The sequence below is a fragment of the Vibrio sp. 1069 genome, assembly GCF_033340555.1.
Genome location: NZ_JAWOWP010000006.1, coordinates 157,729 through 183,364, shown reverse-complemented (window position 1 = coordinate 183,364; position 25,636 = coordinate 157,729). Strand labels below are relative to the sequence as shown.

General features: G+C 45.6%; 20 protein-coding genes. 17 read left to right on the top strand and 3 right to left on the bottom strand.

What is annotated here, in order from left to right; all coding sequences use genetic code 11:
* Positions 1-179: 179 nt before the first annotated feature.
* The 8 genes from rodZ to R7040_RS12285 all read left to right on the top strand — a co-directional run bounded on the left by rodZ (position 180) and on the right by R7040_RS12285 (position 8,597).
* Complete coding sequence (gene rodZ / locus R7040_RS12320; RefSeq protein ID WP_005383707.1) at positions 180-1,130, top strand: cytoskeleton protein RodZ; 951 nt, start codon at positions 180-182, stop codon at positions 1,128-1,130.
* A gap of 6 nt (positions 1,131-1,136) precedes the next feature.
* Positions 1,137-2,255, top strand: a complete 1,119-nt coding sequence (gene ispG / locus R7040_RS12315; RefSeq protein WP_005381699.1) for a flavodoxin-dependent (E)-4-hydroxy-3-methylbut-2-enyl-diphosphate synthase — start codon at positions 1,137-1,139, stop codon at positions 2,253-2,255.
* Between the two features lie 26 nt (positions 2,256-2,281).
* Positions 2,282-3,550, top strand: a complete 1,269-nt coding sequence (gene hisS, locus R7040_RS12310) for a histidine--tRNA ligase (protein ID WP_005381698.1) — start codon at positions 2,282-2,284, stop codon at positions 3,548-3,550.
* Positions 3,551-3,676: 126 nt separating this feature from the next.
* Positions 3,677-4,291 (top strand): YfgM family protein, encoded by a 615-nt coding sequence (locus R7040_RS12305; protein ID WP_005381697.1) that lies wholly within the window; start codon positions 3,677-3,679, stop codon positions 4,289-4,291.
* Between the two features lie 12 nt (positions 4,292-4,303).
* Positions 4,304-5,464, top strand: a complete 1,161-nt coding sequence (bamB, locus tag R7040_RS12300; RefSeq protein WP_064353652.1) for an outer membrane protein assembly factor BamB — start codon at positions 4,304-4,306, stop codon at positions 5,462-5,464.
* 167 nt (positions 5,465-5,631) lie between these two features.
* Positions 5,632-7,128, top strand: a complete 1,497-nt coding sequence (gene der, locus R7040_RS12295; protein ID WP_005381694.1) for a ribosome biogenesis GTPase Der — start codon at positions 5,632-5,634, stop codon at positions 7,126-7,128.
* Positions 7,129-7,187: 59 nt separating this feature from the next.
* Complete coding sequence (locus tag R7040_RS12290; protein WP_136976160.1) at positions 7,188-8,063, top strand: alanyl-tRNA editing protein; 876 nt, start codon at positions 7,188-7,190, stop codon at positions 8,061-8,063.
* Between the two features lie 309 nt (positions 8,064-8,372).
* On the top strand, positions 8,373-8,597 hold the full coding sequence (locus R7040_RS12285) for a zinc ribbon domain-containing protein (RefSeq protein WP_031780210.1): 225 nt from the start codon (positions 8,373-8,375) through the stop codon (positions 8,595-8,597).
* A gap of 13 nt (positions 8,598-8,610) precedes the next feature.
* Here R7040_RS12285 and xseA read toward each other — a convergent pair whose 3' ends face one another.
* Positions 8,611-9,942 (bottom strand): exodeoxyribonuclease VII large subunit, encoded by a 1,332-nt coding sequence (gene xseA / locus R7040_RS12280; RefSeq protein ID WP_136976154.1) that lies wholly within the window; start codon positions 9,940-9,942, stop codon positions 8,611-8,613.
* 231 nt (positions 9,943-10,173) lie between these two features.
* Here xseA and guaB point away from each other — a divergent pair, with 231 nt between their 5' ends.
* The 5 genes from guaB (at position 10,174) to R7040_RS12255 (ending at position 17,650) form a co-directional block, all read left to right on the top strand.
* A complete protein-coding gene (gene guaB, locus R7040_RS12275; RefSeq protein WP_042521181.1) occupies positions 10,174-11,640 on the top strand; it encodes an IMP dehydrogenase in 1,467 nt (488 codons plus the stop codon).
* A 99-nt stretch (positions 11,641-11,739) separates the two neighbouring features.
* Positions 11,740-13,293, top strand: coding sequence for a glutamine-hydrolyzing GMP synthase (gene guaA / locus R7040_RS12270; RefSeq protein WP_005381685.1), 1,554 nt, complete (start codon positions 11,740-11,742; stop codon positions 13,291-13,293).
* A gap of 165 nt (positions 13,294-13,458) precedes the next feature.
* On the top strand, positions 13,459-14,982 hold the full coding sequence (locus tag R7040_RS12265) for a Na+/H+ antiporter NhaC family protein (protein WP_064353653.1): 1,524 nt from the start codon (positions 13,459-13,461) through the stop codon (positions 14,980-14,982).
* A 212-nt stretch (positions 14,983-15,194) separates the two neighbouring features.
* Positions 15,195-16,877 carry a chitinase gene (locus R7040_RS12260; protein ID WP_318081404.1) on the top strand — a complete coding sequence of 561 codons (1,683 nt, stop codon included), beginning with the start codon at positions 15,195-15,197 and terminating at the stop codon, positions 16,875-16,877.
* 182 nt (positions 16,878-17,059) lie between these two features.
* Positions 17,060-17,650: an acetate uptake transporter gene (locus R7040_RS12255; protein WP_005381682.1), complete on the top strand. Its 591-nt coding sequence runs from the start codon at positions 17,060-17,062 to the stop codon at positions 17,648-17,650.
* A 100-nt stretch (positions 17,651-17,750) separates the two neighbouring features.
* On the opposite strand, the gene R7040_RS12250 is transcribed toward R7040_RS12255, so the two are convergent.
* Both R7040_RS12250 and R7040_RS12245 read right to left on the bottom strand, forming a co-directional pair.
* A complete protein-coding gene (locus R7040_RS12250; protein ID WP_005381681.1) occupies positions 17,751-19,298 on the bottom strand; it encodes an alanine/glycine:cation symporter family protein in 1,548 nt (515 codons plus the stop codon).
* A 307-nt stretch (positions 19,299-19,605) separates the two neighbouring features.
* On the bottom strand, positions 19,606-20,862 hold the full coding sequence (locus R7040_RS12245; protein WP_318081405.1) for a D-amino acid dehydrogenase: 1,257 nt from the start codon (positions 20,860-20,862) through the stop codon (positions 19,606-19,608).
* Positions 20,863-20,968: 106 nt separating this feature from the next.
* On the opposite strand from R7040_RS12245, the gene R7040_RS12240 reads away from it, so the two are divergent.
* From R7040_RS12240 to R7040_RS12225, 4 genes are all read left to right on the top strand, one after another.
* Positions 20,969-21,880 (top strand): LysR substrate-binding domain-containing protein, encoded by a 912-nt coding sequence (locus R7040_RS12240; protein ID WP_132937057.1) that lies wholly within the window; start codon positions 20,969-20,971, stop codon positions 21,878-21,880.
* A gap of 117 nt (positions 21,881-21,997) precedes the next feature.
* On the top strand, positions 21,998-23,266 hold the full coding sequence (locus R7040_RS12235) for an O-acetylhomoserine aminocarboxypropyltransferase/cysteine synthase family protein (protein WP_213872726.1): 1,269 nt from the start codon (positions 21,998-22,000) through the stop codon (positions 23,264-23,266).
* Between the two features lie 208 nt (positions 23,267-23,474).
* Positions 23,475-24,806 carry an aspartate aminotransferase family protein gene (locus tag R7040_RS12230; protein WP_213967873.1) on the top strand — a complete coding sequence of 444 codons (1,332 nt, stop codon included), beginning with the start codon at positions 23,475-23,477 and terminating at the stop codon, positions 24,804-24,806.
* Positions 24,797-25,636 (top strand): 3-keto-5-aminohexanoate cleavage protein, encoded by an 840-nt coding sequence (locus tag R7040_RS12225; protein WP_158157263.1) that lies wholly within the window; start codon positions 24,797-24,799, stop codon positions 25,634-25,636. Before R7040_RS12230 ends, R7040_RS12225 begins: the two co-directional genes overlap by 10 nt.

The window sequence follows — 25,636 nt, the reverse complement described above, 5'->3', positions numbered from 1 at the left end:
TCTCACATACGTTTTGCTGATTTTTGCAAAACGGGTATTCGCACTCAGATCGCTGAGAGTTTCTTAAAATTATTATTTTTGGTTAACGCGTTTAGGCTAGCTATCTTTAAAGAGGCTTAAGAACAATAACGAAAATACATGACCACGTTAGCCACTAAAACAGATTAAATACCGCCATTATGACAGAACACGAAAATACGAATGAAGTGCCACTCTCTATTGAAGCTGGCACATTACTGAAAAACAAACGTGAATCCTTGGGAATGAGCCAAAAGCAAGTTGCCGACCGCCTGAGGCTTCGCATTTCTGTGATTGAAGATATTGAAAATAACCGATTTGAATCTCAACAAGTCGCGACATTTACGCGTGGTTACTTACGCTCTTACGCTAAATTCGTAGGTCTTGATGAGAAGGTGGTTTTGACGGCGTTAGAGCAGACTGCCGATGCTCAGCCTCAAGAGCAAGAAATTGAAATGCAAAGCTTCTCTCGTAAAACAAAAGACGAGAAGCACAATAGCCGTATTATGCTCCTTACTTGGGTTATCGGGCTAGTCATTATTGGCATTTCAGCTGCATGGTGGTGGCAAAACCAACAAGAGAATAGCCTAACTAAGGAAGTAACGGATTCAAGTGTTGAAGCGCCGCAGCCCACTGCTCAAGAATTAGCTGATATCGATTTGATGACGGCTGAAGAGTTAATCGCAAGCACTCCTGAAGAAGTTGCTTCAACTAATGAAGGTGTTGCTGAATTGACTGAAGCACCCGTTGAGCAAGGGGCGGATCCTTTGCTGACTGAAACTGAAAATACAACAAGCGTAGATTCTGAAGAACCTGTTGCCGTGATTGAAGCGGCGGAAGAGGAACAGCCTGCGCCAGTAGTACCTGAAGGCATGACACTTCTTACTATGAAGTTTAAAGCGGACTGTTGGATTCAAGTAAAAGACACCAATGGTAAAACGCTGGTAAGTGGTACTCATAAGCCAGGACAAGATGTAGAACTTACCGGAAAAGCGCCATTTAAAGTGATATTAGGCGCACCGGAAGGGGTTACAATGACATTTGCAAGTGAACCTGTCGACCTTTCTGGGTATACTTCAGGCAAAGTAGCTAGATTCACTCTACCGTTATAAAAAATTATGCAACACGAATCTCCAATTATTCGTCGTAAATCGACGCGTATTTATGTGGGTGATGTGCCAATTGGTGATGGTGCGCCAATTGCAGTACAGTCAATGACTAACACTCGCACGACTGACGTAGAAGCGACAGTCGCTCAAATCCGAGCACTAGAAAAAGTCGGCGCAGATATCGTTCGAGTTTCTGTACCTACGATGGACGCAGCAGAAGCTTTCAAACTGATTAAACAGCAAGTTTCTGTACCATTAGTGGCTGATATTCATTTCGACTATCGTATCGCGCTGAAAGTGGCGGAGTACGGAGTTGACTGTTTACGTATCAACCCAGGTAACATCGGCAATGAAGAGCGCATTCGCGCTGTTGTTGATTGCGCTCGCGATAAAAATATCCCGATCCGTATTGGTGTCAATGGTGGATCTTTGGAAAAAGATCTACAGATGAAATACGGTGAGCCTACGCCAGAAGCCTTGGTTGAATCGGCGATGCGTCACGTAGATCATCTCGATCGTCTTAACTTTGACCAATTTAAAGTTAGCGTGAAAGCTTCAGACGTTTTTCTTGCGGTGGATTCATATCGTCTGCTGGCGAAGAAAATCGATCAGCCTCTTCATTTAGGTATCACAGAGGCGGGTGGTGCTCGAGCTGGCGCTGTTAAGTCATCTGTTGGCTTAGGTATGCTGTTATCTGAAGGGATAGGCGATACGCTGCGTATCTCTTTGGCTGCCGATCCAGTTGAAGAAATCAAAGTCGGTTTCGACATCCTTAAATCTCTGCGCATTCGCTCTCGAGGCATCAACTTTATTGCGTGCCCAAGCTGCTCACGCCAAGAATTCGATGTGATTGGTACGGTGAATGCACTGGAGCAACGTTTAGAAGACATCATCACGCCAATGGATGTGTCTATCATCGGTTGTGTGGTAAACGGCCCTGGTGAAGCAGAAGTTTCTCACTTAGGTCTAGCAGGTAGTAACAAGAAGAGCGCATTCTACGAAGATGGTAAACGCCAGAAAGAGCGCTTTGATAACGATGACCTTGTGAATAAGCTAGAAGCTAAGATCCGTGCGAAAGCAGCTATGATGAATGGCGAAAACCGCATCGAAGTTAAAGTACAAGATTAATCTCAACGAGAATTACGGTAAGTATTGTGGCAAAAACAATTCAAGCAATTCGAGGCATGAACGATTGCCTCCCAACTCAGTCGCCACTGTGGCAAAAACTAGAAAACACAGTGAAAAATGTAATTAGCGCATACGGTTATAACGAAGTGCGCATGCCAATCGTTGAAGAAACAAACCTATTCAGCCGCGCTGTTGGTGAAGAAACAGACGTCGTTTCAAAAGAAATGTACACCTTTGATGACCGTAACGGCGACAGCCTAACACTTCGCCCTGAAGGTACGGCGGGTTGTGTACGTTCATGTATTCAAAACAGCCTTATCAACCGTGATGAACAGCGTCTGTGGTACATGGGGCCTATGTTCCGCCATGAACGTCCGCAGAAAGGTCGTTACCGTCAATTCCACCAGTGTGGTGTTGAGGTGTTTGGTCTAAATGGTCCAGATGTTGATGCAGAGCTTATCATGATGACGGCGCGTCTATGGCGTGAGCTAGGTATCAATGAGCATGTCCGTCTTGAGCTGAACTCTATCGGTTCTCAAGAAGACCGCGCAGACTACCGTACTGCACTGGTTGCATTCCTTGAGCAACATATTGATGTGCTAGACGAAGATTGTAAGCGTCGCATGCACACGAATCCACTGCGTGTTCTGGATACGAAGAACCCAGACGTTCAAGCTATTTTAGGTGATGCACCTCGCCTTTCAGATTACTTGGGTGAAGAGTCTAAAGCACACTTCGCAGGTCTATGTGAACTTTTAGACGCCGCAGGTATCAAATACACAGTTAACGAACGTCTAGTTCGTGGTCTGGATTACTACAATCGCACGGTATTTGAGTGGATCACTGAGAGCCTAGGTGCTCAAGGCACTGTATGTGGCGGTGGTCGTTACGATGGCCTTGTAGAGCAATTAGGTGGTAAACCAACACCAGCGGTTGGCTTTGCAATGGGCCTAGAGCGTCTAGTACTGATGCTAGAAACGTTGGAACTGACAGACGTTCGTCGCAGTGTTGACGTGTACGTAGTCACAGCGGGTGAAGGCACCATGATGGCAGGAATGAAGCTAGCAGAACAGCTTCGCGAGTCTGTTCCAGGCGTTCGTGTGATGAATCACTTCGGTGGCGGTAACTTCAAGAAACAGTTTAAACGCGCAGACAAAGTTGGTGCTGTTGTAGCATTGGTTCTGGGCGAAAACGAAGTTGCGGATAATACCGTAGTACTGAAAGACTTAGCTGGTGGTGAGCAAGAGACTTACAACCAAGCAGAAGTTGCAGAAAAGATCGCAGCACTGATTTAAGTCTTTTAGTAATCTAACAAAATTACATCCTAGTTCGTAAGCTAAGGCTCCCAAATGTGGAGCCTTTAAACGAAATAGGAACAATGGCAGCTAAGCTGCCATTTACATGTTTTAAGAGGACAGGAAGTGGAACTTTACGATACTGAAGAACAACAAGTTGAAGCCATTAAAGACTGGTGGAAGGAAAACGGCAAAGCCGTCATCATCGGTGCGGTTGTTGGTTTAGGTGGTCTATTCGGCTGGCGTTACTACCAGGATTCTGTGATTCAGGCGAGTGAAGCAGCTTCTCAAAGCTACACGACAGCAATGAATGCTTTGCAAGACAAAGGCACTGATGCTCAAGCTGACGTGAAAGCTTTCATTGAGTCAAATGAAGTAAAAGAATATTCAGTATTGGCTGCGCTACAACTTGCTAAAGCACAAGTTGAAGCTCAAGACCTTTCTGCTGCATTGGAGCAACTGAAGTGGGCGCAAAGCAACACTCAAGATGCTGCGTTGTTACCATTGATTAGTTACCGCATTGCGCGTATTGAGACGGAAATGGGTAACTTCGACGCTGCAACGGCAGAGCTAAGTAACGTCACTGATACAGCATGGACAGGTCGTATTGCTGAACTTCGTGGCGATATTGCGATTCGCCAAGGTGACAAAGATGCTGCGTACGCTGCGTATACTGAAGCTCAGCAAGCGGCAGATGCAAGCCCGACACTACAAATGAAATTGGACGATCTGGCGAAATAAGGACCGCATTGGATGAAAAGAGTCTTTAAGAAAGCCTTGCTAGGGGCGTTAACAATGGGAGTACTTGTCGGTTGTGCAGGTGAGAAAGACACCATTGTAATGGCGCCACTACCTCAGGTAGACAGTCAGTTTACAACCAGTAGTGAGTGGAGCACATCGGTTGGCGATGGTGTTGGTCATTACTTTTCAAAACTATCCCCTGTATTTGCGAATGATACATTGTTCGTGGCAAGTCGTGATGGCTTAGTAAAAGCGCTGGATCCTGAAAACGGTAAACAACGTTGGCAAACGGACCTAGAAGAAGATGTCATTGCTCGTCTCTCTGGTGGTATCACAGCGGCATACGGAAACCTTTACATTGGCTCTGAGAATGGTGAAGTCATCTCTCTTGACCAAGAAACAGGTGAAATTGTTTGGCGTGTCAAAGTTGGTGGTGAGGTACTGGCGAAGCCAGTTGCAGATTCAGGCCTTATTATCATCAATACTAGCCGAGGCATGTTGATTGCCCTTAATGAGAGTACAGGTGAGCAACGCTGGGCATTGAGTACAGAAGTGCCGAACTTAACTTTACGTGGCGACAGTACTCCGACTGCAATTGGTGGCGGTGTATTTTGGGGAACGGCAAATGGCCGACTCGCAGCTGCTATCGTTGAGCGTGGTCAGTTGATTTGGCAACAGCCTGTTGGTACGCCAAAAGGCGCGACAGAAATTGATCGTTTGGTTGACGTTGATTCATCGCCAATTGTGCTAGGCGGTACTCTTTTCACCATTGGATACAATGGCCAACTTATCGCTATTGACTTGCGTTCAGCGAACCCGATTTGGAAGCGTAATTACTCATCTGCGACAGACATTTCTACAGATGGTAGTCGCATCTTTGTGATAACGGAAAAAGATCATGTTGTTGCCGTTGATTCACGAAGCGGAACTGAGTTGTGGGAAAACAGCTTGCTTGAGCACCGACAACTTACAGCGCCAGTTATTGTTGGCAATTATCTCGTTGTCGGTGACACGCTTGGTTACCTTCACTGGATGGATCGTTCAACGGGCGAATTTGTTGCGCAGCAGTTTGTCGATGATAGCGGCTTGGCTGTTGGCCCGACGTTATTGTCGGATGGTTATGTGATTACAACTCGCAACGGCGATGTAAAGAAACTAACCATTAACGAATAATATCGTGATATAATTCACATTCGGCTCCTGGCTGGTGACAGCTAGGAGCCGTTTTGTTGTTTGAATTTATTAACCCTGACGTGGTTATAGGTAAAAAGCTGGTTTGATTTGGCATCGAGCAAGTCGTTACCTATAACTACAGAAGAAAGATTATTGTAGAGGTTGTTATGGTACCTGTTGTAGCTCTAGTAGGGCGTCCGAACGTAGGTAAATCTACACTATTTAACCGATTGACTCGCACTCGTGACGCGTTGGTTGCGGACTTTCCAGGCCTAACGCGAGACCGTAAATATGGCCAGGCGAGACTTGGTGAAGAGCACGAATTCATTGTGATTGATACTGGTGGTATCGATGGCACAGAAGAAGGCGTGGAAACAAAGATGGCAGAACAGTCATTAGCCGCGATTGATGAGGCTGATGTTGTATTGTTCCTTGTTGACGGTCGTGCTGGTCTGACACCTTCAGATGAAGCAATTGCTGCGCATCTGCGTAAAATTGAAAAGCCAGCGATGCTGGTAGTAAACAAAATCGATGGTATTGATGCCGATGCGGCGTGTGCTGATTTTTGGCAGCTCGGAGTGGATGATATGTACCAGATTGCGGCTGCTCATGGCCGTGGTGTGACCGCTTTGCTTGAGCGTGCTTTATCTCCATTCTTTGATGATCTATTAACAAGTGAATCTGAAGACGGTGAGATTGAAGACCTGACTGGATTCGAAGACGAAGAGCCTCTTGTTGAAGATTACACTGAAGAAGACGCAGAAGCTGAATTCAAGCGCCTTCAAGAGCAGCCGATTAAGTTGGCGATCATCGGTCGTCCTAACGTAGGTAAATCGACACTGACTAACCGTATTCTGGGTGAAGAACGTGTAGTTGTATACGATATGCCAGGTACAACGCGCGATTCTATCTACATCCCGATGGAACGTGATGGACGCGAATACGTACTAATTGACACCGCAGGTGTTCGTCGTCGTGGTCGTATCAATGAAACGGTTGAAAAGTTCTCTGTTGTTAAGACGCTGAAAGCGGTAGAAGATGCAAACGTCGTTCTACTGGTGATTGATGCACGTGAAAATATTTCAGACCAAGACCTAAGCTTGCTTGGTTTTGCACTGAATGCTGGCCGCTCAATTGTCATCGCCGTTAACAAGTGGGATGGTCTAGACAGTGACGTGAAAGAAAGCGTGAAGAAAGAACTGGACCGCCGTCTAGGATTCGTCGACTTCGCGCGTATCCACTTTATCTCTGCGCTGCACGGTACTGGCGTTGGTCACTTGTTTGAATCTATCCAAGAAGCATATAACTCGGCGACAACGCGCGTGGGTACGTCAGTACTGACGCGTATCATGAAGATGGCAGTGGATGATCACCAGCCGCCAATGGTTCGTGGTCGTCGTATCAAACTCAAGTACGCACACGCAGGTGGTTACAACCCACCGATCGTTGTTATCCACGGTAACATGGTTCGTGAATTGCCAGATTCGTATAAACGTTATCTGATGAACTACTTCCGTAAGTCTCTGGAAATTATGGGAACACCGATTCGCATTAACTTCCACAACAGTGATAACCCATACGAGAACCGTACGAATAAGCTTACGCTATCACAAGAGCGTAAACGTAAGCGTATGATGTCGATGGTGAAAAACCGCAATAAATAATGAAATTCGAATACCCAAGTTTCTACTTGGGTATTTTTTTATCAAAAGTAATCGTAAAAATGACTATCACAGCAACAAAGACTCGTTTTTGTCATCAAACATGGCAATTAGAAGCACAAATACAGCTCGTTCAATCTACGGAAGAAGTGACTTACGTTATTACAGATGTCACGCCGTTCCATCCCGTTAGTCACATATGGCCGGATCACCCTGCAGATAAAGGAACGTTGAAGGTGAATGGGTCTGAGCATGACGTAGTAGATTGCCAAGTTGGAGCAGTGGAGCAGGAGAGTGGTGCTTTGTATGTGGGTAGTGACATCCCTGTAAAGCGTGATGCTGAAGGTTGGGTGTTTGTCGTCGTGCATGTTTTATCACGTACGGAATCATTTGCAATTAATGACTTGGTAACATTAGCGGTAGATAAAGACTATCAAAATGCTGTGAGTCGAGGCCACACTGCAGGACACTTAGCGTATTTGGCGTTGAATAAAGTACTATCGGAAGACTATTGGCGAAAAGACGCAGACCGCAAAGACCCACATGGTTATTATGACTTTAATAGCTATGCGCAAGTTACTAGTTATGTCACTCCAGACAAGTGCCTCGATACGTACCGTTTAGGCAAAACACTCCGTAAAAGAGGATTAAACAGTGCAGATATGCTGAATGACCTCCAGGCGATTGCAGAAAAAGTGAATGGCCAACTGGTTGAATGGCTTCAAAGAGATGCGATGATCACCATGGAATGCCACGGCGATAGATTAACGGATTCTCGCTATTGGAAGTGCGATTTAGGGGAAGGTCAATTAGCGGTAATCCCTTGTGGTGGAACGCATGCGAGCCATTTAAATGAGTTTGCTTTTATCCAAGTTAAACTCGTTGAGCTCGACGCTCAAACTATCGAAATGCACACCAATGTAAACACTGCTTTCTGAATAAGATCTTTTTATTAAATTCTAATTTTTCGTTTAATTAAATTACTATAAGGTTTTTTATTCTGCCTTAAATTGGAATGCAGAATATGTAACTTATGCTTTCGGTGTGTGGTTATATAAATATTCTTTTAAGGGGTGATCGCTGATCAAGGAGTAAATATCAGACGATCAGTATAAGATCCTACGTATCAAGTATGGTTATCGCCTCGTGAAACTTGTTAGGGCGGTGATGAAGATCAACATACTTGTTCGTTATTTTGAGTAGCATGCGTTACTCGAAATTGCTTAGTTTAGAGAGAGGAACGGGATATGCAGCAGAACATTTGCCCGACTTGCAATGTCGAACTGGAATGGACAGGACAATACCATTGTGAACAGTGTGAATCGGATTTTAAAAAAGTAGGTTTTTGCCCTGATTGTGAGGCGGAGCTGGAGAAGCTGCAAGCATGCGGTGCTGCGAGTTACTTTTGCAATGTGTGTAATGAACTCAAGTCAAAATCACGTGTCCGATTTGAGTTCCAGAAAATCAGTTAACCAGAGTTTGTATTCAGTTAACGGTAGAGCGAACGTCGCCTTCGGCTAATCGAGTAATCAATACATCTCCCGATTTTACATCTGAAGATTGAGTAATCACTTTACCTTGCTCAGTTTGAGTAATTGAGTAACCTCGTTTCAATGTCGCTAGTGGGCTGACGGTGTCTAACTTTTCTGCGGCAATCGCGAGTTGATGGCGCATAGTCAGTAATTTGCGATCCATTGCATCCATGAGCTTTTGCTCAACACGTTCTAGCTTCGACTTCTGCTCGGCAAGGCGTGTTACAGGAGAATTTAATTGCAGCCGATAATGTTGACGCTCGATTCGCTGTTGACGCAAGGCAATAAAACGACTCATCGCTCGCTTTAAGCGCATGTCCAACTCATCTAACTGTTGCGTCTGACGTTGCAAGCGATAGCTTGGGTGCTGTCTCTCTAGACGGTGCACTAATTGAGCAGATTGCTGCTTTTGTTGTGCTAGGTAGTAACGCATCGCGCTCGCTAACTTATGCTGGCGGGTAACTAAAGCTTGATCTTTGTGGCTGTTATCACGGCTTACTAGCTCAGCGGCTGCTGATGGAGTAGGCGCGCGTACGTCGGCGACAAAATCAGCTATTGTCACGTCAACTTCATGTCCAACGGCGCTAATAATAGGAATTTGGCTTGCTGCAATCGTGCGAGCTAATATCTCGTTGTTAAAGCACCATAAGTCTTCTAATGAACCACCACCTCGGCCCACAATTAGCACATCACATTCATCACGGCTGTTAGCGCGACCAATGGCTTGTGCAATTTGAATGGCTGCGTCCTCACCTTGTACCACTGTCGGATAAATCACAACAGGTAGGGAAGGATCACGACGTTTCAATACGTCTAAGATATCGTAAAGCGCGGCACCAGTTTTCGATGTGATGACGCCAACACGTTTAGGGTGCTCAGGCAAAGATTGCTTATTGATTTGCGCGAACAACCCTTCTGCTGCAAGCTTCATTTTCAGCTCTTCAAACTCTTGCTGAAGACGGCCGTCACCTTCCGGTTGCATGCTTTCGATGATCAATTGGTAGTCACCGCGAGGCTCATAAAGAGAAAGACGAGCTTTTACTAGAACTTGATTACCGTTAGCGGGCTTGAAAGTAACGCGGCGATTGTTACCACGAAACATGGCACATTTAACTTGAGCGCGAGAGTCTTTAAGAGTGAGGTACCAGTGACCAGAGACAGGAGCTGAAAAGTTGGATATCTCTCCGACGAGCCAAACGATCCCCATTTCGTTTTCAAGGAGTAAACGAACTTCTGCGTTGAGACGAGAAACAGTAAAGATGTTTTGATTGGTCTTGGAGAGCACAGCTAATCTCTTAGACGTGAGTATGGAAATTAGCGGCAATATAATACATATCAAAGGGGTAATTGCAAGAAAAAAATTAAAAAACTTGTGGTCAAGCGATTGCGTTAACCGTATAATCCCTCCGCAATATCTAATCCAAATGTAGCCAACAACCTAAAACTGGTTACCCTCATTATGCGAAACGATGAGATTGGATTGTCTTTTTACTCCTCTAATTGTGAGATATTGCAAATGCTAAGAATTGCCAAAGAAGCGCTGACATTCGATGACGTACTACTCGTGCCAGCTCACTCCACCGTTCTCCCAAACACAGCTGATCTTCGCACTCAGTTGACTAAGAACATCACCCTAAACATCCCAATGATTTCAGCGTCTATGGACACTGTTACTGAAGCTCGTCTAGCGATTGCGCTAGCGCAAGAGGGTGGCATTGGCTTTATCCACAAGAACATGTCTATTGAGCAGCAGGCAGCCGAAGTTCGTAAAGTTAAGAAGTTCGAAGCTGGTATGGTGACTGACGCGGTTACTGTAAACCCTGACGCGACCATCGCTGATGTTGTTGCACTCACTGAAAAACATGGTTTTGCAGGTTTCCCTGTTGTCACTGAGAGCAATGAGCTTGTTGGTATTATCACTGGTCGTGACGTTCGTTTTGTGACGGACCTTTCTAAGAAAGTATCTTCAGTAATGACGCCAAAAGAGAAGTTGGCAGCAGTTAAAGAAGGTGCAACACGAGAAGAAGTGCAAGAGAAAATGCACGAAGCTCGTGTAGAGAAAGTATTGGTTGTGAATGATGAGTTCCAACTAACCGGTATGATTACTGCGAAAGACTTCCACAAAGCAGAACGTAAACCAAACGCATGTAAAGATGAGCGTGGTCGCCTACGTGTTGGCGCAGCCGTTGGTGCTGGCGCTGGTAACGAAGAGCGTGTTGCTGCTCTAGTTGAAGCAGGCGTTGACGTTCTACTTATCGACTCTTCACACGGACATTCTGAAGGTGTTCTAAACCGCATTCGCGAAACACGTGCAGCTTACCCAGATCTAGACATCATCGGTGGTAACGTAGCAACAGGTGCTGGTGCTAAAGCACTAATCGAAGCTGGCGTAAGCGCAGTGAAAGTTGGTATCGGCCCTGGTTCTATCTGTACAACTCGTATTGTAACGGGTGTAGGAGTTCCACAAATCACTGCAATCGCAGATGCGGCAGAAGTGGCTAATGATTATGGTATTCCGGTTATTGCTGACGGTGGTATCCGTTTCTCAGGTGATATCTGTAAAGCAATCGTAGCTGGCGCATCATGTGTGATGGTTGGTTCTATGTTTGCTGGTACTGAAGAAGCGCCGGGTGAAGTGATTCTATACAATGGCCGTTCTTACAAGTCTTACCGCGGCATGGGTTCTCTTGGTGCTATGTCTCAAGGTTCTTCTGACCGTTACTTCCAGTCTGACAACGCAGCGGACAAGCTAGTACCAGAAGGTATTGAAGGTCGTATCGCATACAAAGGCCGTCTAAAAGAGATCGTACACCAACAAATGGGTGGTCTACGTTCAAGCATGGGTCTAACTGGTTCTGCAACTATCGAAGATATGCGTACGAAAGCTGAATTTGTACGTATCTCTGGTGCAGGTATGCAAGAATCTCACGTACACGATGTTCAAATTACTAAGGAAGCGCCGAACTACCGTCTAGGGAACTAATTACCCAACGGAAACGTTTGCTTTTTCCTTGAAGCATTAAGAAGAGGCGAGTACACTCGCCTCGGTTTTAATCACTTAGCCTTAAAAAGACTGCTCAAAATGACTAAAAATATCCATGACCAACGTATTCTGATCTTGGACTTCGGTTCTCAGTACACTCAATTAGTAGCACGCCGCGTACGTGAAATCGGCGTTTACTGTGAACTATGGAGCTGGGATGTAGAAGAAGCGGATATTCGCGAATTCAACCCAGATGGCATTATCCTATCTGGCGGTCCAGAAAGCGTAACGGAAGAGAACTCTCCACGCGCGCCTCAATATGTGTTTGATTCTGGTGTTCCTTTGCTTGGCGTATGTTACGGCATGCAAACCATGGCGGAACAGCTAGGAGGCAAAGTGGCGGGCTCTAACGAACGTGAGTTTGGCTACGCTCAGGTTAAAGTTTCTGGTGAATGTGCTCTATTTAAAGATCTTGAAGCAACTCAAGACGTTTGGATGAGCCATGGCGACAAAGTAGTAGAGATCCCAGCCGATTTCGTAAAAGTTGGTGAGACAGACACTTGTCCTTACGCTGCGATGGCGAACGAAGAGAAGAAATACTACGGTGTTCAGTTCCACCCAGAAGTGACACACACAAAAGGTGGCCTACAAATGCTTGAGAACTTTGTTCTTGGCGTATGTGGCTGTGAGCGTCTATGGACTTCGGAATCTATCATCGAAGACGCGGTTGCTCGCATTAAAGAGCAAGTGGGTGACGACGAAGTTATCCTAGGTCTATCTGGTGGTGTTGATTCATCGGTAGTTGCGATGCTGGTTCACCGTGCAATCGGCGACAAGCTAACGTGTGTATTTGTTGATAACGGTCTACTGCGTCTAAACGAAGGTCAACAAGTAATGGATATGTTCGGCGACCAATTTGGTTTGAACATCATCAAAGTTGACGCTGAAGAACGCTTCCTCAAAGCACTTGAAGGCAAGTCTGACCCAGAAGAGAAGCGTAAGACTATCGGTCACGTATTCGTAGATGTATTCGATGAAGAGTCTAAGAAGCTGAAAAACGCGAAATGGCTAGCTCAAGGTACGATTTATCCTGATGTAATCGAGTCAGCTGCATCTAAGACTGGTAAAGCGCACGTGATCAAATCGCACCACAACGTGGGCGGTCTTCCAGATGACATGGAAATGGGTCTTGTTGAGCCACTACGTGAGCTGTTCAAAGATGAAGTTCGTAAGATTGGTCTAGAATTAGGCCTGCCTTACAACATGCTTTACCGCCACCCATTCCCAGGTCCTGGTCTAGGTGTTCGTGTTCTTGGTGAAATCAAGAAAGAGTACTGTGACTTGCTACGCCGTGCTGATGCTATCTTTATTGAAGAACTGCACGCAGCTGATCTATACAACAAAGTATCTCAAGCGTTCACGGTATTCCTACCTGTACGTTCTGTTGGTGTAATGGGCGATGGTCGTAAGTACGATTGGGTTGTGTCTCTACGTGCGGTAGAAACTATCGACTTCATGACTGCTCATTGGGCACACCTACCATATGACTTCCTAGGTAAGGTTTCTAACCGTATTATCAACGAAGTTGATGGCATTTCTCGTGTTGTTTACGACATTTCAGGTAAGCCACCAGCGACTATCGAGTGGGAATAATTTTCCTCTAGACAGTTGAGTTTATAAGAACCAGCCTTCGGGCTGGTTTTTTTGTACTTCAAGTTTGTGAAGAGGAGGCTCAACTTTTTCGTGAGAGATATATACATGCGGTTAAATTAAATATATATTCATTTTAATTGTTTGATTATCATAAATGGTATTGCTATGGAACAGGCTGACGTTACCTCTCTCATTCCCATCCTTATTACTCTTTTCCTCGCGCTGACCACAAGAAATGTCGTTGTTGGTTTATTCGCCGGTGTGGTGAGTGGTGTCGCTATGCTCGAAGGGACATTTGTCGAAAAAGGGCCACTAGACTCGTTTAGTGCATTGATGAAAAGCTATCTACTGCCGCAATTAACTGACAGCTACAATGCGGGCGTCATTTTGCTCTTGGTCTTTATTGGTGGCTTTGTTGCCTTGATGGAGAAATCTGGCGGTGGTGTGGCGTTTGCTAAAAAGGTTACTCAATGGGTTGCGAGTAAATGCCAAGCTCAACTGTCCGCATGGTTCGGTGGTGTGGTTATTTTCTTCTCAGACCTTGGTACACCACTGATTGTTGGCCCTGTTTTTCGCCCTTTATTTGATAAGTTAAAAGTATCACGCCAAAAATTAGCTTTTATTATCGACTCTACTTCCTCTCCCGTCGCAATCTTGATCCCTTTTATCGGATGGGGCGTTTACATCATGGGATTGATTCAAAAAGAGTTTACTGCCCTGAATGTCAGTATGAGTGATTGGGATGCTTTCATTGGTGCGATCCCGTATCAGTTTTACGCCTTTCTTGCGATCGCGATTGTGCCGATTGTCTCTTTCTTCAAATTAGATTTCGGACCGATGGCGAAGGCTGAGCAACTAGCAGAGCAGGGCTCCGACTTTGGGAAAGTGCAGGAGTCCATGAATGTGTTTACGCATAAAAATGCAAAATCTAGTTTTGTATGGGCACCTTTGCTCGTTATGCTGGTGGTTCTATGTACCATCCTCGTGCCACACGGTTTTCCATTTCAAAAAGTGGCAGGATCAACGTTTAGGGCTGCACTTTCTTCTGCATATTTCTTCGCGGCCTTCACTTTAATTGCGCTGATGGCGTTTTATGGCGTAAGAAAGCTTTCGGATGGTATTCAGGTTTATCTGAAAGGGATGTCAAACATGATGTCAGTGGCGGTGATTCTGGTATTGGCTTGGGCGCTTAGCTCGGTTGGGAAAGAATTAGGTGCAGCTGCATACATTGCTGAACAAGCTCAAGCCGGTTTCCCTTACTGGTTATTGCCAGCGGTTGCGTTTTTACTGGCCGGTATTATCTCGTTCGCTACGGGATCATCTTGGGGGACGTTTGCCATCATGATGCCATTAGTGATCCCAACTGCCGTCGCGATTGATGCACCACTGTTGGTTTGTATTGGTGCGGTATTATCTGGTGGCTTGTTTGGCGATCACTGTTCTCCCATCTCTGAAACTACGATTTTGTCGTCGACAGGAGCGGGGTGTGAACAGTATGAGCACTTCCGTACACAATTACCTTACGCATTACTCAATGGAATGATCGCATTGGGGTGTTTTCTTTTAGCTGGAATCAACGCCTCACCAGTGATTGTGCTTGCCGCAATTATTTCTCAGTGTGTGGTTTATTTTGTGCTGTCTAAACAAAAGTCAACCGCGAAGCTAGAGGTGGTTTCGGCAGATCAATAAAGAGAGAAACATCACAAAGCGGAGGCTCACAGGGTCTCCGCTTTTCTTTTGAGTCAAGGTAACATTTTTCTTGTGACAAAATGTGTGTGAGGACCTATTTATTCATTTTGTCTCGCAGAATCAACGTACTTGGCTCGGTGTTTCGTATATATGATCCACTATATGTCTAGTTATTCCTCGTATATTGTATTGTTGAAATCCGGAGACTAGACATGTTTGCACTCAAACATCTTCCTCTTGCATTGAGTTGTGTCTTAGCAGCACAAGTGAATGCGAGTATGAATATTCAGCCCGATCCGCAAAATCCGAATGGTTATGTTATTGCTCGTGGTGACGTTCAAGCCGTAGAGCAAAGCAAAACTTCTGATCCTATGTATGCCATTTGGTCACAAGCATTAGAGACACGCCCGAACTCAGTAGTTGAAGCGATTGTTCCAAGGGCGACAACCAACCCAGAAAACGTGAAGCGTGTAGAGCGTGTATTCCCCGAAAGTGAGTGGGACTTCCTGACTCAAATGGCGGCACCTGAATACACTTACACGCGTTTCCTACGTGCAATTGGTAAGTTCCCTGCATTCTGTGGTGAGTACACAGACGGTCGTGATTCGGATGCAATTTGTAAAAAATCGATCATGACAGCGTTTGCTCACTTTGCACAAGAAACCGGTGGCCATATTTCGATCGATAACGTATCGGATAATCCGCTAGGGTTGGAAGAGTGGCAGCAAGCTTTGGTTCATGTGCGAGAAATGGGATGGTCTGAAGGGCAAGAAGGTTACACAACAGGTTGTGGTCAAAATGACTGGCAAAACAAACGCTGGCCATGTGAACCTGGACAAGGTTACTTTGGACGTGGTGCAAAACAGCTTTCTTACCATTTTAACTATGGCGCGTTCTCTGAAGTGATGTTTGATGGTGATGCATCTGTATTGCTAAAAAATCCAGGCTTGGTTGCGGATTCGTGGCTGAACTTAGCATCGGCTATCTGGTTCTTCCTAACCCCACAAGCACCGAAACCTGCAATGCTACATGTGATTGACCGTACTTGGGTGCCTTCACAGCGTGAGCTTGATGCTGGCATTGGTTACGGCTTTGGTACCACCATCAACGTGATCAATGGTGGTATTGAGTGTGGTGAGCAAAACAAGGATAAAGGTCAACCTGTTAACCGTATTCGTTATTGGGAAGGTCTTGCCGCCCATTATCAAATTCCAATTGAAGCCGATGAGACCAATACCTGTTGGCAGCAGACGCCTTACGGTAGCTTAAATCTGAATGGTGCGACAGACGTGTTGTACACCAACTGGGATGGAAACTGGAAATACTACTCAGATCGTCCGGGAGGCCACTCTTTTGAATGTGAACTTGTTGGTTTCCAAACGGCTTACTCTGCGCTAGTTGCGGGTGATTATGAGAAATGTGTAACTAACTTCTACCAATCTCATGCGGGTTGGCCAGAAGTTCGTGTAGTTGACAAGTTAGACCCAGTGGATCCGGTCGATCCGCCTGTAGGTGGTGTGGCAGCTTGGGATTCTGGCAAAGTATATAACACGGGTGATCAAGTTTCTTACCAAGGTGCTGTTTACGAAGCGAAATGGTGGTCACAAGGTAATGAGCCAACGAAAGGAGACCCTTGGAAGCTGGTTTCAGGCACTCCTACGGAGCCGCCTACAACGGAACCTGAACCACCGGTGACTGAGCCAGAGCCGCCAGTAACCGAGCCAGAACCACCAGTGACAGGCAATTTTATTCAGTGGGAGCCGGGTGTAACGCAAGTCGCTAACGGCGATAAAGTGACGTACCAAAACAAATGTTTTGTTGCGAAAAATGGCTCAGGAGTGTGGGAAAGCCCAACGCAAAGCAACTGGTTCTGGGACGAGATTTCTTGTCAGTGATCGAGTAAAAAACAACCTAACCATCTATAAAGACTCTGCTTTTTTGCAGGGTCTTTTTTTATATATGTAGTGGTTTATTTATGGAATCTAAGTTTTCAATAACAGCTTTTCTCTTTTGTTCTGGAGCCCATTAAAATTCGCGCGCATTTTTTATCAACATTTTTGAAAAAAGGTATTTGTACATGTCGACAAAACTGGCTAACCCAGCACCGCTAGGTCTTATGGGTTTCGGTATGACCACTATTCTGCTCAATATTCATAATGCAGGATTTTTCCCAATTGACTCTATGATTCTAGCGATGGGCATCTTTTACGGTGGCCTTAGCCAAGTAATCGTTGGCATCATGTGCTTTAAACGCGGTGATACATTCGGCACAACTGCGTTTACTTCTTACGGTCTATTTTGGCTAACATTGGTTGGTCTAATCGTAATGCCTCACATGGGTCTTCCTGCAAGCCCTGCAAGCTTTATGGGTTGGTACCTAGCGCTTTGGGGCATCTTCACTGGTTTCATGTTCATTGGTTCTCTATGTTACCCAACAGCGAAGCAAGTGGTATTTGGCTCTCTAACTATCCTGTTCTTCTTGCTTGCTGCTCGTGATTTCACTGGTAGCGAAGTGATCGGTGCTATCGCTGGCTTCGAGGGTATCTTCTGTGGCGCAAGTGCAATTTACTTCGCAATGGCACAAGTACTGAACAACGAATTTGGTCGTGAAGTGTTACCTGTAGGTAAAGCAAAAATCGCTCGTAAAGTTGAAGCGGTTATCGCCTAAGCTGCTACTCATAATGAAGAAAGGGGGATTAACCATTGGTTAATCCCCCTTTTTTATGTCCTCAATCGGACCACTGCTTTTTCTTATTTATGTGATAACGCTATGTTGATGGTTGCTCAACAGTTTCTGCGCTATTGCTGTCTGCCGTTGGTGCTTTACCCGTTTTACGTCGGTACTTATCTTCCCAGTAATCTGCGCCTTTAATGCCCAGTGCAACAGGGTTAAATGTAAAATCGGTCACACCACGTTTTTGTTGCTCTTCGTAGTCGTTCAGTGCTTTGAGTGCAGGCTTCGACATAAAGAAGATGATCAAAATACCGATGATGTTTAGCCACGCCATCAGTCCTACGCCTACATCACCCATCGCCCATGCTAAGTTGGCGGTTTTCACGGTTCCGTAGAACACGGATGAAATAATGATGACTTTCAGAATAAACATCAGTCCATTTACTTTGAACGTACGACGAATGTAAGCAATGTTCGTTTCTGCAATGTAGTAGTAAGCCAGAATGGTCGTAAACGCGAAGAAGAATAGAGCGATTGCGATGAATGGTTTACCCACGCCAGGTAGTGCGCTTTCGATCGCCATCTGTGTAAACACAGGACCATTTGCACCAATATCCGCTGGTAGGTTTTGAACCAGGAATGTACCTTCAATCGCACCATTTACGTTGTACGCGCCAGTGATAAGAATCATGAACGCGGTTGCTGAACACACAAGTAGTGTATCGATGTAAATAGAGAAAGATTGAACAAGACCTTGCTGAGCTGGGTGATCAACACTCGCTGCTGCTGCTGCGTGAGGACCAGTACCTTGACCTGCTTCGTTGGAGTAGACACCACGTTTTACACCCCAGCCGATTGCTGCACCAACGCCTGCCATTGGTGTGAACGCGTCACCAATGATCATGCCGAAAATGCGTGGAACCTCACCAATGTTTAGAAGGATGATGACAAACGCAGTAATGATGTAAGCTAACGCCATAAATGGCACAACGACTTGGGTAAAGTTCGCGATACGCTTTACGCCACCAAAAATGATGAAAGCCAAAATGACACAAACAACCGTACCAGTGAAAATTTTAGCAAAACTGAAGGTACCAATAGCGGTTTCAATCATGTCACCTGAGCCAAATGCGGCTTCTACTGCGTTACCGATACTGTTCGATTGAACGCCAGGAAGTAGGACACCACAAGCAAAGATGGTCGCGATAGCAAAGATCCAAGCGTACCATTTTTGTCCCATTGCTTTCTCAATATAGTAAGCAGGGCCACCACGGAACTCGCCTTCGTCTTCTTCTTTATAAATTTGTGCAAGTGTTGATTCTGCGTATGCGGTTGCAGCGCCAAAGAAGGCTACGACCCACATCCAGAATACGGCGCCTGGGCCACCGAAACCGATAGCAGCAGCAACACCAGCAATGTTACCTGTACCTACACGGCCAGACAGTGAAACGGCAAGTGCCTGAAATGATGATATCCCTTTTGTTGAACTCTTCCCTGAAAGTAATAAGCGCCACATCTCAAAGAAGTGACGAATTTGTACAAAACGCGTCATGATTGAATAGAACAAACCTGCGCCAAGGCACAAATAGATCAGTACCGGGCTCCAAATAATTCCATTCAGAAAATCAACTAATGACTGCATGAGTATTTTCCCTGTTAGTTGTGTTTGTGGTTGTTTTTCACACAATACATTACCCTTTATGTAATGCAATTGTTAACTTTTTTAGCTACAAATCCTTTGTAGCGTGATGATGAACACAGAATGGAGAGTAGTTGTTAAAATTTGGTTCTTGTTGCTTATTTGCTCCTTTTAGGTAGAAGATTTGCCTGATGATTAATTATGCAGCACATTGTCATTTAAATGTGCTGCGATTTTGATGAGTTAAAAATGCCAGTGGTTATGCATTTTGTGGAGTAAGTGTCTGCCTATTTTTTGTTCAGTCATGTCCTCAGGCGTAACGACAAAGGTTAAGCTCCGCATTATCCATCACTTTTGTTTTTTCACCTTTAATTACGCTTGCTAGCAATTGACCTGAACCACAAGCCATCGTCCAGCCCAGAGTTCCGTGTCCGGTGTTAGTAAAAAGGTTATCGTATTTAGTCGCGCCGATAATTGGTGTGCCATCAGGCGTCATTGGCCTAAAGCCGCTCCAAAACTCAGCTTGGCTGAAGTCACCACAACGAGGAAAAAGATCACGGATGACCATTTCGATGGTGTTTTTGCGCTTTTGTGGAAGGGAAGCATCAAACCCTGCTAATTCTGCGGTGCCAGCTACGCGAATTCGGTCATCAAATCGAGTCATAGCGACTTTATAGGTTTCATCCATCACAGTAGATCGAGGAGAGAAGTGTTCATCTTCCATCGGGATGGTGAGTGAATAGCCTTTGACAGGGTAGACCGGAATATCAATATCGAGTTGCTTGAGTAGCGCTGTAGAGTAGCTGCCAGAGGCCACCACATATTGGTCTGCTTTAAATTGTCCTCGGTTCGTTTGGACACCTATGATCTTTTTACCTACTGTAACCCAATTGCTTACTTCAGTATCGAACTCAAATCGGACACCGTGTGCCTTAGCAAGCTCCGTTAGTTGTTGGCAAAATTGATGGCAATCGCCCGTTTCGTCATCAGGTAGATGCAAGCCACCAACCAGTTTGTCTTTCACAAGTGCAAGCCCTGGCTCTTGTTCAATACATTGTTCGACGTCCATTAGCTTAAATCGGGTTCCGCTTTGTTCAAGGAGCTGCATGTCCTTTTCAATAGCTTGCAGCTGTTGATGTGTTCGGAATACTTGCAAGGTCCCAAACTGACGTCCTTGATACTCAATGGCGTGTTCTTGGCGTAACTGTTCTAAGCAAATACGGCTGTGGTTAGCGATCGAAAGCATGCGAGCCTTGTTAACTTGATAGCTAGGTAGGGTGCAGTTCGCGACCATTTTACTCGCCCAGCGGATCATGTCGGCATTCAGAGTGGGTTTGATTTTAAGTGGAGCATGCTCCTCCATTAACCACTTAATGGCTTTAACAGGAACACCAGGCGCAGCCCAAGGCGAAGAATAGCCATATGAGATCTGCCCGGCATTGGCGAAGCTCGTTTCCATGGCACTGCTTGGTTGGCGGTCAATGACGGTAACTTGATAGCCTGCTTGAGATAAATACCAAGCAGAGGTTAAGCCGATAACGCCGCTGCCTAATACGATGACTTCCATTGATGCACTCCACACATTTATCAGAGTGCTCAGTTTCTTTTCTTTACCTTTTGTTAACAATCGATATAAATTACACACAGCGTTTAGAAAAACTATAGGCTCAAGGATGAAAAGTAATCTGATAAGTGGCTTGTGTCTATTTAGCCAAGTCGCGGAGTACAACAGCTTTACTGGTGCTGCAAGACATTTACACCTCACCACTGGTGCCATAAGCCAACAAATTATTCATTTGGAAGCGTTATTAGGTTTTACTTTATTTGAACGCCACTCTCGCGGTATTCGTTTAACCGTAAAAGGCACTCAGTTACACCAAGCGACGCAGTTTCACTTTTCGGAACTGAGCAAATTGCTTGATGAGCTCAAAGTAGAAAAGCAAACCAATGAAATTCGTTTGAAGTTGACGCCTTCTTTTGCTTTCAAATGGTTAGTCCCAAAGCTCGAAAGCTTCCATCATGATAATCCGGATATCCAAGTACAAATCTTTGCGGAAGGTGCGCTGGTAAATAGTGAGATAAAAGACTATGACGTCGCAATTGACTATGGTCTTCATCCTTATAGAAATGCTAACGCGGAGCTGATTTTGGATGAGCATCTGCTACCGGTGATGAGTCCAAAATACCTTGAGGATCATGGCTGGCTAAAAACGTTGTTTGGTGAGCAAAAAAACTCAATGCCAGTGAAGCAATGGCAAGAGGCGACGCTACTACACGATGCGATGCCATGGGAAAACGCGACGCGTGACTATGAGTGGCTATATTGGGCGTCAGCGATGGGGTTGGATTTTAAAACCGATATCGGACACTTTTTTAATCGAACGGATATGGCGATGTCTGCAGCCGAAGCAGGCGTTGGGATTGCGATGGCACGAATGGCACTGATTGAGGATGAATTGACGACAGAGCGTTTGGTTTCTCCATTCAAACCGATTCCTGCCAATGCAGGGTATTACTTGATCATGAACACACGTACGAATGCGACAGAAACGTTTCGTCACTGGTTACTTGGACAGTTGAATTAGCGTTTTATCTCTGTGATTCATCCCTACGTTATTTGTTGAAAAATTGGGCAATATAAGTTTTAAGCAAGGTAAGTGCTTTGCTTGCCGCTATTTGAGTGATGAAAGACAGGGAAGAACATGAAAGACGAAACGCTATCCATCCATTTTGGTTACGAAACTGACCCTACCACTAAATCTGTCGCGACGCCGATTTATCAAACAGTCGCGTACGAGTTTGACAACGCGCAGCACGGCGCTGATCTGTTTAACTTGGAAGTGCCGGGGAATATCTACACTCGCATCATGAATCCGACTAACGATGTTCTGGAAAAACGCATGGCGGCGTTAGAAGGCGGCATTGCTGGATTGGTCGTGAGTGCGGGGAGTGCAGCGATTAACTATGCAATTCTGACCTTAGCGCAAGCGGGCGATAACATCGTTTCTACGCCGCAACTTTATGGCGGTACTTACACCTTGTTTGCGCATATGCTGCCAAATCAGGGTATTCAGGTGAAGTTTGCTAAAGATGACAAGCCAGAAAGTTTGGCCGAATTAATTGATGAAAATACCAAAGCGGTGTACTGCGAGAGCATTGGTAACCCTGCGGGTAATATCATCGATTTAGAACGTGTGGCGGAGCTTGCTCATGCACAAGGCGTACCTGTGATTGTGGATAACACCGTTGCGACGCCAGTGCTTTGCAAACCCATCGAATTTGGTGCGGATATCGTAGTTCACTCTCTCACTAAATACGTTGGTGGGCATGGCACCACATTAGGTGGCGTGATTGTGGATTCCGGTAAATTCCCTTGGGCGCAGCACAAAGACCGTTTTCCTGTTTTCAACCAACCAGAACCTTCTTACCACGGCGTGGTGTATACCGAAGCGTTTGGTGAGGCGGCATTTATCGGGCGCGCGCGTACCGTACCATTGCGTAATACCGGTTCGGCATTATCACCGTTGAATGCATTTATGCTTATGCAAGGGCTAGAAACGTTACCGCTGCGTATGGAACGCCATACTGAGAATGCTCTCAAAGTGGCTGAATTCTTGGAACAGCATGACAAAGTCAGTTGGGTGAGTTATGCCGGCTTGCCGAGTTCAGCACACTTCAACCTCGCTGAAAAATACATGAAAGGTAAGCCTTCTGCGATTTTGTCGTTTGGTTTAAAAGATGGTTATGACGCTGGTGTGCGTTTTTATGATGCTTTGAAAATCTTTAAGCGTTTGGTGAACATTGGCGATGCAAAATCATTGGCTTGCCATCCTGCATCGACGACTCATCGTCAATTGAGCGAAGCAGAACAAAAACAAGCTGGTGTGTCTCCAGAGATGATTCGTTTATCGGTGGGTATTGAACATATTGACGATATTCTAGCCGATTTAGAACAGGCACTAAACGCGTAAAACGATTCTTTTTTTAGCTTTGGGTTACCCATAGGCCAGTCTTTAAAAAAGCTGGCCTATTTTTATTTTATTGTTTAAATATCAAGGGTTTTGGTGTTTTTGGTTTGTGGTATTCCAAAAGCTCATAGAGGGTGAGATTTATTCTCTTGTCACGTTTGGGTTTGTTCCTGATGATGTGTGCATGTATTACACATTGGAAGGGACTCAAATGTCTTACGTATTTCACCGTCACTGCCATGCCACGCTGCCAATCATCGATAGAGGTGAAGGTGTTTATCTATTCGATAAGCATGGAAAGCAGTATCTCGATGCTTGTGGTGGGGCTGCGGTATCAAACCTTGGCCACAGTCATCAAGCCGTTAAAAAAGCGATGTTGGAACAGATCGAGCGAGTGCCGTTTGCTCATACTGGATTTTTTACTAGTGATAACAGTGAGCGCCTAGCAGAATTGGTTTGTCAGCACATGCCTGAACAGTTCAACCATGTGTATTTAGTCAGTGGCGGATCAGAAGCGGTGGAGTCGGCACTAAAAATGGCGCGGCAGTATTTCGTGGAATCAGGTAAGCCAGAGAAAAAGCAATTCATCGCGCGTCAGCAAAGTTATCACGGCAATACCTTGGGGGCTTTGGCTGTCGGAGGTAATGAATGGCGACGTGAACCGTTCAAACCCATCTTACACCCGAGCCATCATATCGCCCCTTGCTATGCTTATCGTTATCAGCAGAGTCATGAGTCGGAATTGGATTACTCATTGCGAGCGGCGAATGAGCTAGAGGCAAAAATTCTTGAGTTGGGGGCTGATAATGTCATGGCTTTTGTCGCTGAGCCCATTGTGGGAGCCACCGCTGGAGCTGTGCCTGCCACACAAGGTTACTTCAAGCGTATTCGCGAAATATGCGACCAATACGATGTGTTATTGATCTTGGATGAAGTCATGTGTGGCGTTGGACGCAGTGGCAGTTTTTTTGCGTTTGAGCAAGAAGAGGCAGAACCCGATCTGGTGTGTATGGCTAAAGGGCTTGGTGCGGGTTATCAACCTATTGGCGCGGTGGTTGCGAATGATCGAGTCTACCAAGCTATTGCCGGTGGAAGCGGTTTTTTCCAACATGGCCATACCTTTATGGCGCACCCTGTGGCGTGCGCTGCTGCCGTGGCAACCATTCAAACCATCTTCCAAGATGATTTATTAACGGCGGTGAATCAGCAAAGTGCTTTGCTGCGTAATGAGCTTACTTCTGAATTGGCCCATTTACCGTACATTGGCGACATTCGTGGTAAAGGCTTATTTTTTGGCATTGAGCTGGTGGCGGATAAAGAAAGCAAGGCGCCTCTGAGTAAAGCCACATTGGCAGACAAACGCATCAAACAGCAAGCAATGGAAAATGGCTTAATGTGCTACCCAATGGGAGGAACGATTGATGGCGTTAATGGGCACCATATCTTGCTTGCACCGCCATTCATTATTCAGCCTCACCATATTGATGAGCTAGTTGGCAAACTCTCATTAACGCTAAAAGAGGTAGCGAAGGAATGGAATTAGAAAATCGATCTATACGAGAGCCTATCGCTATTATCGTGGCCCCAAACGGTGCAAGAAAAACTAAGTACGATCACGCCAGCTTACCCATGACAACAGACGAACTGGTTGCAGAGGCTATCGCTTGTCAAACGGCAGGGGCTGCCATGATCCATTTGCATGCTAGAGACGCCAACGGACGTCATTCATTAGACATCGACGACAACATGGCAATTTACCATGCCGTGAAAGAAGCGGTGGGACAAAACATGATGGTACAGCTCACCACAGAGGCGGTGGGCTTGTATTCTCCGCCACAACAGATGGCGTTAGTTAAAGCTGTGAAACCAGAAGCGGCTTCTTTTGCATTGAGGGAGTTAATCCCTGATCGCGCAAGTGAGAAAGAAGGGCATGCCTTTTTCCATTGGGTGGCAGAACACAACATCGTGAGCCAAATTATTCTCTACGATGCAACCGACATTGAACGTTATTTCCAACTGCGTGATGCGGGCGTGTTACCTAAAACGCATCAGCATGCATTAGTGGTGTTAGGGCGTTATCACCAAGCTCAACAGTCTTCGCCATGGGATTTACGAGGTTTGAATTTGGCGCGTTTTGTCGAGGAAGAAATTCGATGTGCCATTTGTGCTTTTGGCGCGCGAGAGCAAGACTGTTTAGCGAGTGCGATGTTACTTGGATTCGATGTGAGAGTGGGGTTTGAGAATAACCACGTCGATGTGGCAGGCGAATTAGCAATCAGTAACGCGGCTCAGGTGGAAGCTCTACGCGATGTGGCGCATCGCTTTGCGATTCCTTTACACAGTGCGCAAAGTTTGCGTTCAGCTTTGAAGTAA

What these genes read in the sequence shown, in the direction of transcription:
- rodZ (WP_005383707.1), top strand. Translation starts at nt 180, where the DNA reads ATGACAGAACACGAAAATACGAATGAAGTGCCACTCTCTATTGAAGCT.
- ispG (WP_005381699.1), top strand. Translation starts at nt 1,137, where the DNA reads ATGCAACACGAATCTCCAATTATTCGTCGTAAATCGACGCGTATTTAT.
- bamB (WP_064353652.1), top strand. Translation starts at nt 4,304, where the DNA reads ATGAAAAGAGTCTTTAAGAAAGCCTTGCTAGGGGCGTTAACAATGGGA.
- der (WP_005381694.1), top strand. Translation starts at nt 5,632, where the DNA reads ATGGTACCTGTTGTAGCTCTAGTAGGGCGTCCGAACGTAGGTAAATCT.
- R7040_RS12290 (WP_136976160.1), top strand. Translation starts at nt 7,188, where the DNA reads ATGACTATCACAGCAACAAAGACTCGTTTTTGTCATCAAACATGGCAA.
- R7040_RS12285 (WP_031780210.1), top strand. Translation starts at nt 8,373, where the DNA reads ATGCAGCAGAACATTTGCCCGACTTGCAATGTCGAACTGGAATGGACA.
- guaB (WP_042521181.1), top strand. Translation starts at nt 10,174, where the DNA reads ATGCTAAGAATTGCCAAAGAAGCGCTGACATTCGATGACGTACTACTC.
- guaA (WP_005381685.1), top strand. Translation starts at nt 11,740, where the DNA reads ATGACTAAAAATATCCATGACCAACGTATTCTGATCTTGGACTTCGGT.
- R7040_RS12265 (WP_064353653.1), top strand. Translation starts at nt 13,459, where the DNA reads ATGGAACAGGCTGACGTTACCTCTCTCATTCCCATCCTTATTACTCTT.
- R7040_RS12260 (WP_318081404.1), top strand. Translation starts at nt 15,195, where the DNA reads ATGTTTGCACTCAAACATCTTCCTCTTGCATTGAGTTGTGTCTTAGCA.
- R7040_RS12255 (WP_005381682.1), top strand. Translation starts at nt 17,060, where the DNA reads ATGTCGACAAAACTGGCTAACCCAGCACCGCTAGGTCTTATGGGTTTC.
- R7040_RS12250 (WP_005381681.1), bottom strand. Translation starts at nt 19,298, where the DNA reads ATGCAGTCATTAGTTGATTTTCTGAATGGAATTATTTGGAGCCCGGTA.
- R7040_RS12245 (WP_318081405.1), bottom strand. Translation starts at nt 20,862, where the DNA reads ATGGAAGTCATCGTATTAGGCAGCGGCGTTATCGGCTTAACCTCTGCT.
- R7040_RS12240 (WP_132937057.1), top strand. Translation starts at nt 20,969, where the DNA reads ATGAAAAGTAATCTGATAAGTGGCTTGTGTCTATTTAGCCAAGTCGCG.
- R7040_RS12235 (WP_213872726.1), top strand. Translation starts at nt 21,998, where the DNA reads ATGAAAGACGAAACGCTATCCATCCATTTTGGTTACGAAACTGACCCT.
- R7040_RS12230 (WP_213967873.1), top strand. Translation starts at nt 23,475, where the DNA reads ATGTCTTACGTATTTCACCGTCACTGCCATGCCACGCTGCCAATCATC.
- R7040_RS12225 (WP_158157263.1), top strand. Translation starts at nt 24,797, where the DNA reads ATGGAATTAGAAAATCGATCTATACGAGAGCCTATCGCTATTATCGTG.